This is a genomic window from Flavobacterium suzhouense (assembly GCF_042684765.1).
Taxonomy (GTDB): domain Bacteria; phylum Bacteroidota; class Bacteroidia; order Flavobacteriales; family Flavobacteriaceae; genus Flavobacterium; species Flavobacterium suzhouense.
This window is the reverse complement of record NZ_JBHUMD010000024.1, coordinates 150,724-164,073: the sequence shown is the minus strand read 5'-3', so window position 1 is coordinate 164,073 and position 13,350 is coordinate 150,724. Positions and strand designations below refer to the sequence as shown.

Below are 13,350 nucleotides of genomic sequence, written 5' to 3'. Positions count from 1 at the left end.
TGTGCAACTTTGCGGTACAATCCTATATATTAAACCTTCTCGTTTATACTCATCAAATACTTCTTAGGCGTGGTTCCAAATTTCTTCTTGAATGCCGATATAAAATGGCTTGCCGTGCTATACCCTATCCTCAGTCCTACTTCGTTTACATTATAGGTACCACTGTCAAGCAGCTTACGGGCATAATCCATCTTATAGTCAAAAAGGAAGCTGTATACACTGTCACCATAAATTTGCTTAAAGCCCATTTTTAGCCTCTTTAAACTGATGCCTACCTGATCGGCCAGTTCTTCAAGCCCCGGCGGTTCGGCCATATTAGCAATTACAATATCCTTAGCCTTACGTATTTTTATTACGTTCTCCTCATCAACAAGGAAAGGACACGACTCAGCATTAGTATCTTCAGCACGGTTAAAATACAGGCTTAACAGTTCGTATACCTTACCCTTAAAATATAATTTTTTGATGCTCTGGTGCAGGTTAAAATGAAAAAGCTGACTGAGCACCACTGCCATTGACGGGTTTATTTTTTCGTCCTTATAATATTTCTTATCAATGTTGTCATTGCTCAAAAAAGGAATATGATCGGCCTGTTCTGAAAAGAACCCATGGAATTTTTTGATGGATACCAGTACCGATATTACCCAGCTGTGCGGAGCTATTTCAAGATGCACCGGAAGCTCTTTTTGCGGGTTGTACAAAAACAGTGATAACTCCTCTCTAAGGTCGAGCGCATATCGACCCTGATTAAAAATAAACTTGGCACGGCCCTTTATGCCAAAGTGAAATTGTATGAGGTCTGTTCCTACTTCCCTTTCATAATGAGAGGTTTCATCGCTGTCGTTCTGAAAGCGCAGCACTATAAAATCATCCTCAATCTTAATTTCCTCATGAGAACCCATAGCGGTATTTTTTTTATAGCAATCGCAAAAATCAAATCTAACTTTATTTAGAATTATTCTAAACTATATTTTTGCAATACGCTGATTTTATTGCAAATTTAGATTATTTGACCAAATAAATACATTTTCGTGCCAAAATATCCCACAGCGATACAAATAGGACTTTGAGCGTTATTTTTTAAAAAACGTTCACAATACTTTTGTAGAACTTTTAGGATAAGTGCGCACTATGGAGAACAATAATATATCGAGGCATCATTATTTTTATGCGGTGGGTCTGAGTTACAGGAAAGCCGATGCCGAGATAAGGGGCAAATTTAGTTTAGGAAACACAGCAAAGACTGCTTTGCTGGAGCAGGCAAAACAGGAAGGTATCGAGAGCCTTGTTGTTATATCTACCTGCAACAGAACCGAGATATACGGTTATGCCCAACACCCTTATCAGTTAATAAAACTACTTTGTGACAACAGTCAGGGTACCGTTGAAGAATTTCAGCGTGTAGCCTTTGTATACAAAAATGCTGAAGCCATCGACCATGTATTCCGCGTGGGTTCAGGACTTGACAGCCAGATATTAGGTGATTTCGAAATCATCAGCCAGATCAAGACCAGCTTTAGCGAATCAAAATCATTAGGGCTTACCAATGCTTTTATGGAACGTCTTGTAAACAGCGTGATTCAGGCAAGCAAAAGGATTAAAAACGAAACCGAACTTAGTTCGGGTGCCACATCGGTATCTTTTGCATCGGTACAGTACATTATGAACAATGTAGCCGATATCCAAAACAAGAACATACTACTTTTTGGTACCGGTAAGATAGGACGCAATACATGCGAAAACCTGGTTAAGCACACCAAGAACGACCATATTATCCTTATTAACCGTACCCGCGAAAAAGCAGAGCAGGTAGCCGGAAAATTCAACCTCATCGTTAAGGATTATGACCTGCTTCCGCTGGAAGTAGCGAAAGCCGATGTACTGGTGGTTGCAACCGGAGCTCCTATGCCTACTATTGATAAAGATATTCTGGAAATCAATAAACCATTACTTATCCTTGACCTTTCTATTCCTAAAAACGTGCACAGCAATGTAACGGAACTTGAAGGTGTTACCGTAATACACTTGGACGACCTGTCTAAAATTACAGATACTACCCTTGAAAACCGCAAGAAACATATTCCTGCTGCCGAGGCTATTATTGAAGATATTAAAGGCGAATTTACCGACTGGACAACAGCCCGAAAATTTGCCCCAACTATAAATGCCCTTAAAGAAAAGCTTAATACCATAAAAGATACTGAGCTTAACTTTCAACGCAAAAAAATAAGTAATTTTGATGAAGAGCAGGCCGAAATTATCAGCCAGCGCATTATTCATAAGATTACGACACATTTTGCAAATCATCTTAAAGACCGCGATACCATGGTAGATGAGAGCATCGAATGGATCGAAAAGGTGTTTCAGATCGAACCTTCTTCCAAATGAAAAAACCAATACGAATAGGTACCCGCGATAGCGAACTTGCCCTTTGGCAAGCCCATACTGTAGAACGCAAACTGAATCAGTTAGGGTATCCGACACAAATTGTTGCCGTAAAATCTACCGGAGACATTATTCTCGATGTCCCGTTATACGAACTTGGCATTACCGGTATTTTTACCAAAACGCTGGATGTTGCCATGATAAAAGGCGAGGTAGACATTGCAGTACACTCCATGAAAGACGTGCCTACCGCATTGCCAAAAGGTATAGTGCAGGCAGCCGTTTTAGAGCGTGCCAATGTAAATGACATTCTTGTACATAAGGGAAGTACCGATTTCCTTCATGATAATGGTACTATCGCAACAGGCAGCCTTCGCCGACAGGCGCAATGGCTACACCGCTACCCTAACCATAATGTAACCGACCTTCGCGGTAATGTAAATACCCGTTTGCAGAAGCTGAAAGACAACAACTGGGATGGGGCTGTTTTTGCCGCTGCCGGACTGGAGCGCATTAACCTTCTTCCTGAAAATTATATTAATCTGGACTGGATGATTCCGGCTCCCGCGCAGGGTGCTATGGTAGTAGTTGCTATGGAAAACGACCTTTACAGCCTTGAAGCCCTGGCAAAACTAAACCATGCCGAAACCGAATTGTGCACCCGCATTGAACGTCAGTTCCTGCGAACGCTTGAGGGCGGCTGTACGGCTCCTATAGGTGCATTGGCAACCAATATAGACGGAGAAATCCGTTTTGAGGGTGTTTTATTGTCGATAGATGGCAAAGAACGCATCCATATTGAAAAAGTAATGGGCACCGATGAAGACGCGGCCGAATTTGGCAACAAATGCGCTAATGAAGTACTGAATAATGGAGGTACCGAACTAATGGCGAAGATTAAGGACCAACTGAAAAAGTAATGGAAACCTTTCGTGTGCTGTCTACCAAAAAGCTTTTGGCAAACCAGAAGCAATTTCTGCTCAATGCAGGACTGTCGGTAGTGGAAGCCGATTTTATCTCGGTTAACCTGAAACGTTTTGAGATTGGCATCGCAAAGGATAACCTGATATTTACCAGTCAGAATGCGGTAATAAGCTTTTTGCACAATGGTGAGTCGGCACAGCTTAAGGATAAGGGTATCTTTTGCGTAGGCATAAAAACCAAAGCAGCCCTTGAACATTACGGCTACACCGTAAAGGTCTGCACCGATTATGCCGAAGAACTTGCCAAAACGATTACTCAAGGTTATGCCGATAAAAGCTTTACCTTTTTCTCGGGCAACCTGAGAAGAGATACGCTTCCGGAAGCGTTGAAAGCTGCGGGAATTGAAATGAACGAGATTCAGGCTTATGAAACCGTGCTTTCGCCACACACGATTAAGAGCAAACTGAATGGCATACTTTTTTACAGCCCAAGCGGCGTAGAAAGTTACCTGAAAGAAAACAACATTACGAATGAAACCTGCTTTTGCATTGGTACGACTACGGCAAACGCATTGAAGGATATAACACAAAATGTAGTGATTGCCAATCAGCCCTCGGTTGAGAATGTAATCATACAGTGTATAAATTATTATAAAGAACGTATTTAACCACAAAGGACACAATGCAGACACAAAGAACACAAAGCTTTGTGCGCGTGAAAAGAAAACCTTGTGAACTTTGTGAAAAAACCATAGTGCCCCTTGTGGTAAAAAACAAAAACAAACATGAGCATAAAAAACGACCTTTTCTTAAAAGCATTACGCAACGAGACAGTAGAACGCCCACCGGTATGGATGATGCGCCAGGCAGGCAGGTATTTACCTGAATTCCGTGCACTTCGCGACAAGTATGATTTCTTTACCCGCTGCCAGACTCCTGAGCTTGCTGCTGAGATTACAGTACAGCCTATCCGTATTGTAAAGCCGGATGCTGCTATCCTGTTCTCTGACATTCTTGTGGTGCCACAGGCTATGGGCATTGAAGTGCTGATGAAAGAAAGCGTAGGTCCGTTTTTGCCAAACCCTATACGCACGGCTCAGGACGTAGAGAAAGTACGCGTACCGGACATTCACGAAACGCTTGGTTACGTGATGGATGCCATTAAGCTGACCAAAGAAATGCTGAACGACGAAGTGCCACTTATCGGTTTCGCAGGTTCGCCATGGACGATCTTCTGTTATGCGGTAGAAGGAAAAGGCTCAAAAAGTTTTGATACTGCCAAAGGTTTCTGCTTTTCGCAGCCTGAAGCGGCGCACGCGCTGCTTCAGAAAATTACCGATACTACCATTGCTTACCTTAAAGAAAAAGTAAAAGCAGGTGTAAATGCCGTTCAGGTATTTGACAGCTGGGGTGGTATGTTATCGCCTGTTGACTATCAGGAATTCTCATGGAAATATATTAACCAGATCGTAGAAGCACTGGCTCCTGAAACGCACGTTATCGTGTTTGGAAAAGGCTGTTGGTTTGCCCTTAATGATATGGCACAAAGCAAGGCATCGGCACTTGGGGTTGACTGGACGTGTTCGGCACGTAACGCCCGTTACCTATCAGGCGGAAGAATTACACTACAAGGTAACTTTGACCCGTCAAGGCTACTTTCGCCAATACCAACTATCAAGAAAATGGTACACCAGATGATCGATGAGTTTGGCAAAGACAATTATATCGTAAATTTAGGCCACGGCATACTACCTAACATTCCGGTAGACCACGCCAAAGCATTTATTGATGCTGTGAAAGAATATAAATAAGCTACAAGTTTACAGTTTACGGTTCACAGCTGCCACGGTTGCTGAATGACTGTAAACTGTAAACCGTTAACTTAAAACTATAAAAATGCCTCTAAGCTTAGGACTACGCGACGAAGAGAACGAAAGGATAAACAACATCCTGAACAAGCTTATGGAACTGGCTTATGTTCCTGAAGGCTGGCTGAAAGATGAAGCACAACCATTATTGACGCAGCTTGGATTGTCTTATGAAAGCATTGACGCCATGACGGGTGATGAACTGAATGCCCATGTAACCAAACTGCATTTCGATTTTGCCAATATGGAACGCCTTGCTGATATGCTGGCTGCTAATCCTGCCTTTAAGGATAAAGCCATAGCATTATACAATTTTATACAAGTCGAAAGCAAAATGTTCTCATTTGATATTTTTAATAAGATAAATGCGTTGAGTAAATAACCACAAAGTACACTACGATATTCACAAGGTTCACAAAGCTTTGTGTCCTTAGTGTAAAACCTTGTGCCCCTTGTGGTAAAATCCAAGGAAAGAGAAAAACAATGAAAAATAAATTTTACCAATACATACAGCAATTACAGGACACCATCACTTCAGGACTTGAAGCGGTCGACGGTACTGCAAAATTTCGTGAAGACATTTGGGAACGCGCCGAAGGCGGTGGCGGACGTACGCGCGTTATTGAAAACGGAAGTGTGTTCGAAAAGGGAGGGGTAAATATCTCTGCCGTTCACGGACCGTTACCTCCGGCAATGCAGGCCTATTTTAAGGTAGGCGATGTAGATTTCTTTGCCTGCGGGTTAAGTTTGGTCATCCACCCTAAGAATCCTTTTGTACCGACTGTACATGCCAACTGGCGTTATTTTGAAATGTATGATAAACAAGGTAATGTAGTAAACAGCTGGTTTGGCGGAGGGCAGGACCTGACTCCTTACTATCTGTTTGATGAGGATGCAAAACATTTTCACCAAACCTGTAAAACGGCCTGTGATAAACATAATCCTGACTTTTACGCAAAGTTCAAAAAACAGTGCGATGAATATTTCTGGAACGCTCACCGTGACGAAGCACGCGGCATAGGCGGATTGTTCTTTGACCACTGCAAGGCCTCTGAAAACTTCAGTATGGACAACTGGTATGATTTCGTGACCGAAGTGGGCAACAGTTTCCTTCAGGCTTATGTACCGATAGTGGAACGAAGAAAAGATATTGCTTATACTGATGAAAACCGTACCTGGCAGGAAATTCGCCGCGGACGTTATGTAGAGTTCAACCTTGTGCACGATAAAGGAACGCTGTTTGGGCTTAAGACCAACGGTCGTATGGAGAGTATATTAATGAGCCTTCCACCACATGTGCAATGGGTATATGATCATCATCCGGCAGCAGGAAGCGAAGAAGAACGACTGATAAAAATACTGGCAAATCCGATAGATTGGGTATAAACAGATACATAGCAGCAATGTTGTTTACAGGCAGCGGTTGTTTTGCACAAACCGACAGCCTCAGTAATCCTTATATTCAAAAATTTGAAGACAAGATATCAACACAGCTGTTTATACTGAATACCTCAAATCAATTCACTCTTGACTATAGCCAGGAAAACCTAACTGTAGATTTAGTTCCGAATCAAAAAACCACCTTAGGCGTTTCGGTTCAGTACGATTTCATTTCTTTCAGTTTTGGTATTGCGCCTAAATTCTTTGCCGAGAACAAAGACAATAAAGGCTCTAAGATGACAGCATACAGCATGACCCTGTTCCCAGGCAGATGGATGCAGCATTTTGATCTTATCTATCAGAAAGGAATCTCCCTAGAGGCTCCTCAGGCTAGTATATACTATTCGGGATTAAAAACCTTTAAAGTAGGCGGAAGCACTTCCTATGTCTTTAATAAGAATTACTCTTTCAGGGCACTGGCTTTCCAGAGTGAGCGACAGCTAAAAAGTGCCGGAAGTTTTGCCCCGCAGCTCTCTTATTATTACACAGAACTGAACGGCAATAAAACCGAAGACCTTAAAGGCAAGTCTTACTTTATAGATGTTGCGCTGTCTCCGGCATATAATTACAACTGGGTTATCGCTAAAAAATTTCTTGTTGGAGCAGGATTTTCGCTTGGCGGCGGAATAACGTACATGAATGATGAGGGCGACGATGAAACCCATTTTTTGAGTACAGCTTCGCTAAGCATATCGTTAGGATATAATTCAGACACCTTTTACGGCGGACTCTACACAAAGGGCACCGCATCGAACCATAGCACCGAAAGCAAAGTAGAAATGAATGATGCTGTAAGCTTTGGGACGATATTTTTTGGTTATCGGTTTAATGCCCCGGATGTTTTAACGAGAGAAAAGAATAAAATAAAAACTAAATACAATTTATAGACTGACAACCGTCAACTGTAAACTTAAAACTTAATATCATGTTTCCAATACACAGAGACCGCAGACTACGCACCAACGAATCCATCCGTTCGCTGGTACGTGAAACCATACTGACACCAAACGACTTTATGTTCCCGATGTTCATTGCCGAAGGAACAAATGTAGAAGTGGCCATCCCATCTATGCCGGGAATATTTCGCCGTTCCATCGACCTTACCGTTAAGGAAGTAAAAGAGCTTTGGAGCCTTGGCATAAAAGCCGTAAACATTTATGTAAAAGTAGATGATAAACTAAAGGACAATACCGGTAAAGAAGCCTGGAATCCTGACGGACTGATGCAGCGCGCTATCAAAGCCATTAAAGATGCTGTTCCTGAAATTATCGTTATGCCCGATGTGGCTCTTGACCCTTATTCTATTTACGGTCACGATGGCATTATCAAAAATGGTGATGTGGCTAACGACGAAACTGTAGATGCTCTTGTACGTATGGCTGTTTCCCACGCCGAGGCGGGAGCCGATTTTGCCGCACCAAGCGATATGATGGATGGCAGGGTGCTGCGTCTTCGCGAAGGACTAGACAGTGCAGGTTTTCAGCATGTAGGTATTATGAGCTACAGTGCCAAATATGCATCATCTTTTTACGGGCCTTTCAGAGATGCGCTTGACAGTGCTCCAAAAGAATCGGAAGTGAAAGTACCGAAGGATAAAAAGACTTACCAGATGGATTATGCTAACCGTATTGAAGCCATTAGGGAAGCATTGCACGACGTAGAAGAAGGTGCTGACATTGTTATGGTAAAACCGGGTATCGCTTATCTGGACATCGTTCGCGAAGTGAAGAATACCGTGAATGTACCGGTATCGGTATATCATGTGTCGGGCGAATATGCCATGATCAAGGCTGCTGCCGAAAGAGGCTGGCTGGACAACGACAAGATTATGATCGAGCAGCTGCACTGCATTAAACGTGCAGGAGCCGATATTATATCGACGTATTTTGCTAAAGAAGCCGCTATACTTTTGAATAAATAATTTAACTGCGCCCCTTCATAATGAAGGGGCGGTTGTTTTTATATTTGCAAAAACTTTGAAATGAAACACAAACTAATCATCCCTTTCCTTGCACTTTCCCTTTGTGCCTGTAAAAAAGAAGAAGAGAAAAAAGACGCATCTTACACTACAAGCGAAACAGTTTCTGAAGGTGCTACTGCCAACCTTAGCCCGTCAGAACAATTAGGCCAGGAAATTTTTGATGGCAAAGGAAACTGCTTCTCCTGCCACAAGACCGATCAAAAAATCATTGGACCAAGCGTAATTGAAATTGCGAAAATATACAAAGAGAAAAAAGGCAATATGGTCGAGTTCCTTAAAGGCAATGGCGAGCCATTGGTAGATCCTTCGCAATATGCAGTGATGCAGGCCAACTTTGCCATCACTAAAAATTTTACGGATGAGGAACTGAAAGCTCTTGAGGATTATTTCTATAGTGTTGCCCCCTAACCCCCCAAAGGGGGAATTGCAATACGTGAAAAACTCCCCTTTGGGGTTGGGGGCTTTACGGTGCTACAAGCTTAAAACCTATCCTTGGGATATTTTCAATTCTGATAGTTTCATCGTCCTTGAAAATTTTGCGTAAACGTGAGATAAAAACATCCATGCTTCTTCCCATGAAATAATCATCGGTACCCCAAAGTTCCCTAAGGATCTTTTCGCGTTTCAGGATGGTGTTTTTGTTATCAATAAAAAGCTTTAGCAATGCCGACTCCCTTTCGGTAAGGCTAATTTTTTCGTCTCCTTTTATTATCACGTAATTTTCAGGATCGAAAGTAAATGAACCTATCGTACAGGCTGTACTTTTTGTTGGTGTAACTTTGTGGCTGCGCTGCAGGAACACCTCAATTTTCAGGATAAGTTCCTCAATGCTGTAAGGCTTTATGAGGTAATCATCTGCACCAAGCTTCAGTCCTTTTATACGGTCTTCCTTAAGTGTTTTAGCTGAAAGGAAAATAATAGGTACGGCAAGGTTACGTTCCCGTATGGCAGCAGCAAGTTCAAAGCCATCCATCTCAGGTAGCATCACATCGAGTATGCACAGGTCAAACTCTTCTTTTTTAAAAGCATCAAAAGCATCCTTCCCGTTAGCAAAATGTACCACCTCATAGTATTGCTCTAAGTTATCTGACGTTAGGAACGCCAGCGTATTATCGTCTTCTACGTATAAAATTTTCTTTCGGCTCATACAATGCTGCTTTTAGGAATATGAATAGTAATGGTAATGCCACTACTCTCATTATTATGAATGCTTATTTTCCAACCGTGAAGTTCGCATATCTTTTTTACATAAAAAAGCCCGATGCCAAAACCTTCCACCTCGGTCTTGTTCTCTCTTGGCACCCTGTAAAAACGATCGAACACATAGTCAATATGTTCAGGGGCGATACCCGGACCGTTATCGCTAAAACTTATTGCAAGTCCTTTACCAGGCTCATTTATGGTAATCGTTATTTCGGGTTTGCCGGCACTGTATTTTACAGCATTCTCTACTATGTTGTAAGCAATATTGTAAAAGTGAAACTCGTCAGCTTTTATAAAATATTCAGGTTTGGCACTCTTTAAAGTGATAACCGCATTTTCAAATTTTATTGAAGCATTCTCACGAACAAGTTCCAGACGCTCTACCAAATCAAACTCCTTCTTCTCTAACGATACCAACGACGATTCTGTCTTGGCCACCGAAAGTATACGTTCTATATGCTGGTTAAGCTTATTGCTTTGCTCAATTATAATTTTAAGGTATTTGTTCAGTTTGGGATCGTTTTCAATGGCTTGCTGTTTCGCAGCATAATTAGAAGCAATAAGAATAGACGATAATGGTGTCTTGAACTCATGCGTCATATTATTGATAAAATCCTTTTGGAGCTCGGTATATTTTTTTTGCTTTAGCATCAGAAAAACCGAATATACATAAATAATAAGTACAAGGAATAATACCCCGGTGTAAATCCAGTATTGCTGAAGCGAAGAAATGTAGCTGTATCGCAGTTGTGGAAAACGTACCGCAAAATAATAAACCAAACCTGCACGCTTGGTAAAACATTTTTCGCATTTAACCTTATCGGTCCTTGCTTTACCCGCAGCAGTTATATATTCTCCATACATCATCTCGTCAGATCCGCAATCGTAAATAGCATATTCATAATCCATATCCAGCTTAACTTTCTGGAACTCATTTTGAAGGTACACTTCAAGTATTTCTGCCTCAAAAACATCATTTACATTCACAACATAATAATCTTCCGACACTTTTTTTATAGGCGTTTCGGCAGGAAGTTCATTGTTATTGTCTCTGTAAATCTTGTTTACCACATCCTGCAATGCGAAGTGGATTTTCTCGCCAACCTCCTTTTTTTCGAAGGTATACGCCTGGTTAAGCATCACAAGCTGCATGCTCAAAACCCCTACAATTGCAAGTAAACCAATAAAAACTATTATATTTAACGTGTTAAATTTCAATTTTGGAATGTTATTTGTTTAACCGGTTACGGTTTTATTTATAAATAGTATATTGCCTCCAAAAATAGGAAAACAATAATGCAGTATAAAATTAGTGAAGGGCTGCATATAAAAAACGCTGAAATAGTGACCGTTAACATGTCATTAACAATACTTTGAAAGCGATTAACAAATTGGAAGATTTTACTAAATATATTTGTGTAATAGAAAACTGAAAAAATTTAATAACTAATATTAATTGATTACGATTATGAAAACTTTAAAATTATCTACTCTTGCACTTGTTGGTGCTTTCTTCTTTGTTGCTCAGGGTGCTTCTGCACAAACAGCTACGGCTAAAAAAGCTGCTGCTGCTCCTGCTGCTACTGCTGCAACACAAGAAGCTCCAAAAAATATGACTCCATCTGGAATCACTTGGAAAGAAGATACTCACAATTTTGGTGATATTGAGAAAGGTAAACCGGTTTCTCACGAGTTTACTTTCAAAAACACTACAAAACAAACTGTACTTATCACTAACGTAAAAGCGTCTTGCGGATGTACAGCTACAAACTACACTAAGACTCCTGTTAAACCAGGTGAGTCTGCTACTGTAACTGCAACTTTTAACGCTGCATCTCCGGGAAGCTTCACCAAAAACGTAACTGTAACTACAAACGACAGCGACGTAAACAAAATCCTTACTATCAAAGGTAAAGTTTTAGCTCCTGCTACTGAGGCTGCTCCGGTAACTGCACCTACAGCTAACTAATTCGTATATCATCTTACTATATAGAAGGCCTTCCGCTTTGCGGAGGGCTTTTTTTATGAAGTATATTGACGTAAACTCTTTACTAAAAGAATTTTATACTTTACAAAATGTAAAGTTTATTTGTCATATTGGAAATTTTATTTTACATTCGTTTGAACTTTAAATCCAATCATCATGAAAACGAATTATTTATTTCCGCACAAGTTTAAAACAATAAGCGGTATACTGTTTATTGTCGCAACATTAGTAATGTTCTATCTTCTATTAATAGACGATTCAGAAATCATCAATTTAGACACAACAGTATTTGCCGTAATGAACGATGATATCTTTGGGAAAATGAAATATTTTGAGTTTATACCCAATGATATATTTGATGAGCTTTTAATATCAGTATTTGTGATAAGTGGGCTTGTTTTTGCCTTTTCAAAAGAAAAGATCGAAGATGAAATGACGGCGAAAATAAGGTTGGAAAGCCTGGTTTGGTCAACCTATGTAAATTATTTACTTTTCTTTTTATGTGTATGGTTTGTATACGGATCTATAATCTATACCGTAATGATGATTGCCCTCTTTACACATCTTTTATTTTTCATTATCCGTTTTAACTGGAAATTGTATACATTTAAACACTCCGCAGATCATGAAGAATAATATAAAAGTACAACGCGCCATATTTAACCTTACCCAGCAGGATCTTGCCGATAAGATTGGTGTTAGCCGTCAGACCATAAATGCCATGGAAGCCGGAAAATTTGTACCTTCAACCGTACTGGCATTAAAGATCTCACGCCTGTTTGAAAAACCCGTTAATGAGATTTTCGAATTAGGGGAAGAGGATTAGGAGTTATACCGCAGAGTTACGCAAAGATTATACTTCACAAAGTGAAATTCGCAGAGTGCTCAATTGACAACAACAAACCCTCAGTGTAGCTCTACGTCAGCTTAGCGCATCTCTGCGGTATAAAAACTATTGCTATCTTTATCCAATAATCCAGCAGTCTAAAAATCTAATAATCCCTAAATGGAACAGGCCCATATAAAAACACCGCTTGGCATTGCCCTTCTTGAGGGTGATGAAAATGGCATCTGTAAAATATGGGTATTGGATGAAGAACTTCCGGTTACTAAAAAAATACCAGCGCCCCTTGAGAACGCAGCCCTGCAGCTAACCGAATATTTTGACGGCAAACGCAATACTTTTGATTTTCAGCTCAATCCTCAGGGCACCGATTTCCAGAAAAAAGTATGGAAGGCTCTGCTCGAAATCCCGTTTGGAAAGACAACTTCCTACCAGGAACTATCCATAAAACTTGGCGATGTAAAAGCCATACGCGCCGTAGCATCTGCTAATGGAAAGAATCCGCTTTGGGTAGTTGTACCCTGCCATAGGGTAATAGGCTCTGACGGTTCATTAACCGGATATGCCGGAGGATTATGGCGCAAGAAATGGCTGCTGGAGCATGAAACTCCTCCTATACAGCAGAGTTTGTTCTGATCCTGTTTAGTGCAAATTGATTATAATTCGTATAATACCAGGCTCAAAAGCTAACCATTTTTTATGTAAATTCGTCATAACAT

At 40.8% G+C, this 13,350-nt stretch carries 16 protein-coding genes; 13 read left to right on the top strand and 3 right to left on the bottom strand.

Features of this window, described 5'->3' with window-relative positions; genetic code table 11:
• Positions 1-29: 29 nt before the first annotated feature.
• Positions 30-902 (bottom strand): helix-turn-helix transcriptional regulator, encoded by an 873-nt coding sequence (locus tag ACFSR3_RS10225; RefSeq protein WP_114758412.1) that lies wholly within the window; start codon positions 900-902, stop codon positions 30-32.
• 229 nt (positions 903-1,131) lie between these two features.
• Between ACFSR3_RS10225 and hemA the strand changes: the two genes are divergently transcribed.
• The 9 genes from hemA to ACFSR3_RS10180 all read left to right on the top strand — a co-directional run bounded on the left by hemA (position 1,132) and on the right by ACFSR3_RS10180 (position 9,005).
• Complete coding sequence (gene hemA, locus ACFSR3_RS10220; protein ID WP_379820877.1) at positions 1,132-2,388, top strand: glutamyl-tRNA reductase; 1,257 nt, start codon at positions 1,132-1,134, stop codon at positions 2,386-2,388.
• Positions 2,385-3,305, top strand: a complete 921-nt coding sequence (hemC, locus tag ACFSR3_RS10215; RefSeq protein ID WP_379820876.1) for a hydroxymethylbilane synthase — start codon at positions 2,385-2,387, stop codon at positions 3,303-3,305. The genes hemA and hemC overlap by 4 nt, the downstream gene beginning before the upstream one ends.
• Positions 3,305-3,976, top strand: coding sequence for a uroporphyrinogen-III synthase (locus ACFSR3_RS10210; protein WP_379820875.1), 672 nt, complete (start codon positions 3,305-3,307; stop codon positions 3,974-3,976). Before hemC ends, ACFSR3_RS10210 begins: the two co-directional genes overlap by 1 nt.
• Before the next feature lie 117 nt (positions 3,977-4,093).
• Positions 4,094-5,119: a uroporphyrinogen decarboxylase gene (gene hemE, locus ACFSR3_RS10205; protein WP_114758523.1), complete on the top strand. Its 1,026-nt coding sequence runs from the start codon at positions 4,094-4,096 to the stop codon at positions 5,117-5,119.
• An 85-nt stretch (positions 5,120-5,204) separates the two neighbouring features.
• A complete protein-coding gene (locus ACFSR3_RS10200; RefSeq protein ID WP_379820874.1) occupies positions 5,205-5,558 on the top strand; it encodes a hypothetical protein in 354 nt (117 codons plus the stop codon).
• Positions 5,559-5,659: 101 nt separating this feature from the next.
• Positions 5,660-6,562 (top strand): oxygen-dependent coproporphyrinogen oxidase, encoded by a 903-nt coding sequence (hemF, locus tag ACFSR3_RS10195; RefSeq protein ID WP_379820873.1) that lies wholly within the window; start codon positions 5,660-5,662, stop codon positions 6,560-6,562.
• Positions 6,553-7,503 (top strand): DUF4421 family protein, encoded by a 951-nt coding sequence (locus ACFSR3_RS10190; RefSeq protein ID WP_379820872.1) that lies wholly within the window; start codon positions 6,553-6,555, stop codon positions 7,501-7,503. The genes hemF and ACFSR3_RS10190 overlap by 10 nt, the downstream gene beginning before the upstream one ends.
• A gap of 38 nt (positions 7,504-7,541) precedes the next feature.
• On the top strand, positions 7,542-8,537 hold the full coding sequence (hemB, locus tag ACFSR3_RS10185) for a porphobilinogen synthase (protein WP_379820871.1): 996 nt from the start codon (positions 7,542-7,544) through the stop codon (positions 8,535-8,537).
• Positions 8,538-8,597: 60 nt separating this feature from the next.
• Complete coding sequence (locus ACFSR3_RS10180; protein WP_379820870.1) at positions 8,598-9,005, top strand: c-type cytochrome; 408 nt, start codon at positions 8,598-8,600, stop codon at positions 9,003-9,005.
• Between the two features lie 55 nt (positions 9,006-9,060).
• Here ACFSR3_RS10180 and ACFSR3_RS10175 read toward each other — a convergent pair whose 3' ends face one another.
• Together ACFSR3_RS10175 and ACFSR3_RS10170 are read right to left on the bottom strand one after the other, a co-directional pair.
• The gene (locus ACFSR3_RS10175) at positions 9,061-9,744 is read right to left on the bottom strand and encodes a response regulator transcription factor (protein WP_379820869.1); all 684 of its coding nucleotides are present in this window, start codon (positions 9,742-9,744) and stop codon (positions 9,061-9,063) included.
• A complete protein-coding gene (locus tag ACFSR3_RS10170; protein WP_379820868.1) occupies positions 9,741-11,018 on the bottom strand; it encodes a sensor histidine kinase in 1,278 nt (425 codons plus the stop codon). The genes ACFSR3_RS10175 and ACFSR3_RS10170 overlap by 4 nt, the downstream gene beginning before the upstream one ends.
• Before the next feature lie 250 nt (positions 11,019-11,268).
• On the opposite strand from ACFSR3_RS10170, the gene ACFSR3_RS10165 reads away from it, so the two are divergent.
• From ACFSR3_RS10165 to ACFSR3_RS10150, 4 genes are all read left to right on the top strand, one after another.
• Positions 11,269-11,769, top strand: a complete 501-nt coding sequence (locus ACFSR3_RS10165; RefSeq protein ID WP_114758401.1) for a DUF1573 domain-containing protein — start codon at positions 11,269-11,271, stop codon at positions 11,767-11,769.
• Positions 11,770-11,943: 174 nt separating this feature from the next.
• Positions 11,944-12,423, top strand: coding sequence for a hypothetical protein (locus ACFSR3_RS10160; protein WP_379820867.1), 480 nt, complete (start codon positions 11,944-11,946; stop codon positions 12,421-12,423).
• Positions 12,413-12,613: a helix-turn-helix transcriptional regulator gene (locus ACFSR3_RS10155; protein WP_169520777.1), complete on the top strand. Its 201-nt coding sequence runs from the start codon at positions 12,413-12,415 to the stop codon at positions 12,611-12,613. The genes ACFSR3_RS10160 and ACFSR3_RS10155 overlap by 11 nt, the downstream gene beginning before the upstream one ends.
• Positions 12,614-12,793: 180 nt before the next feature.
• Entirely contained in the window at positions 12,794-13,267 is a 474-nt protein-coding gene (locus tag ACFSR3_RS10150; protein ID WP_379820866.1) for a methylated-DNA--[protein]-cysteine S-methyltransferase, read from the top strand.
• The last annotated feature ends 83 nt before the right edge of the window (positions 13,268-13,350 follow it).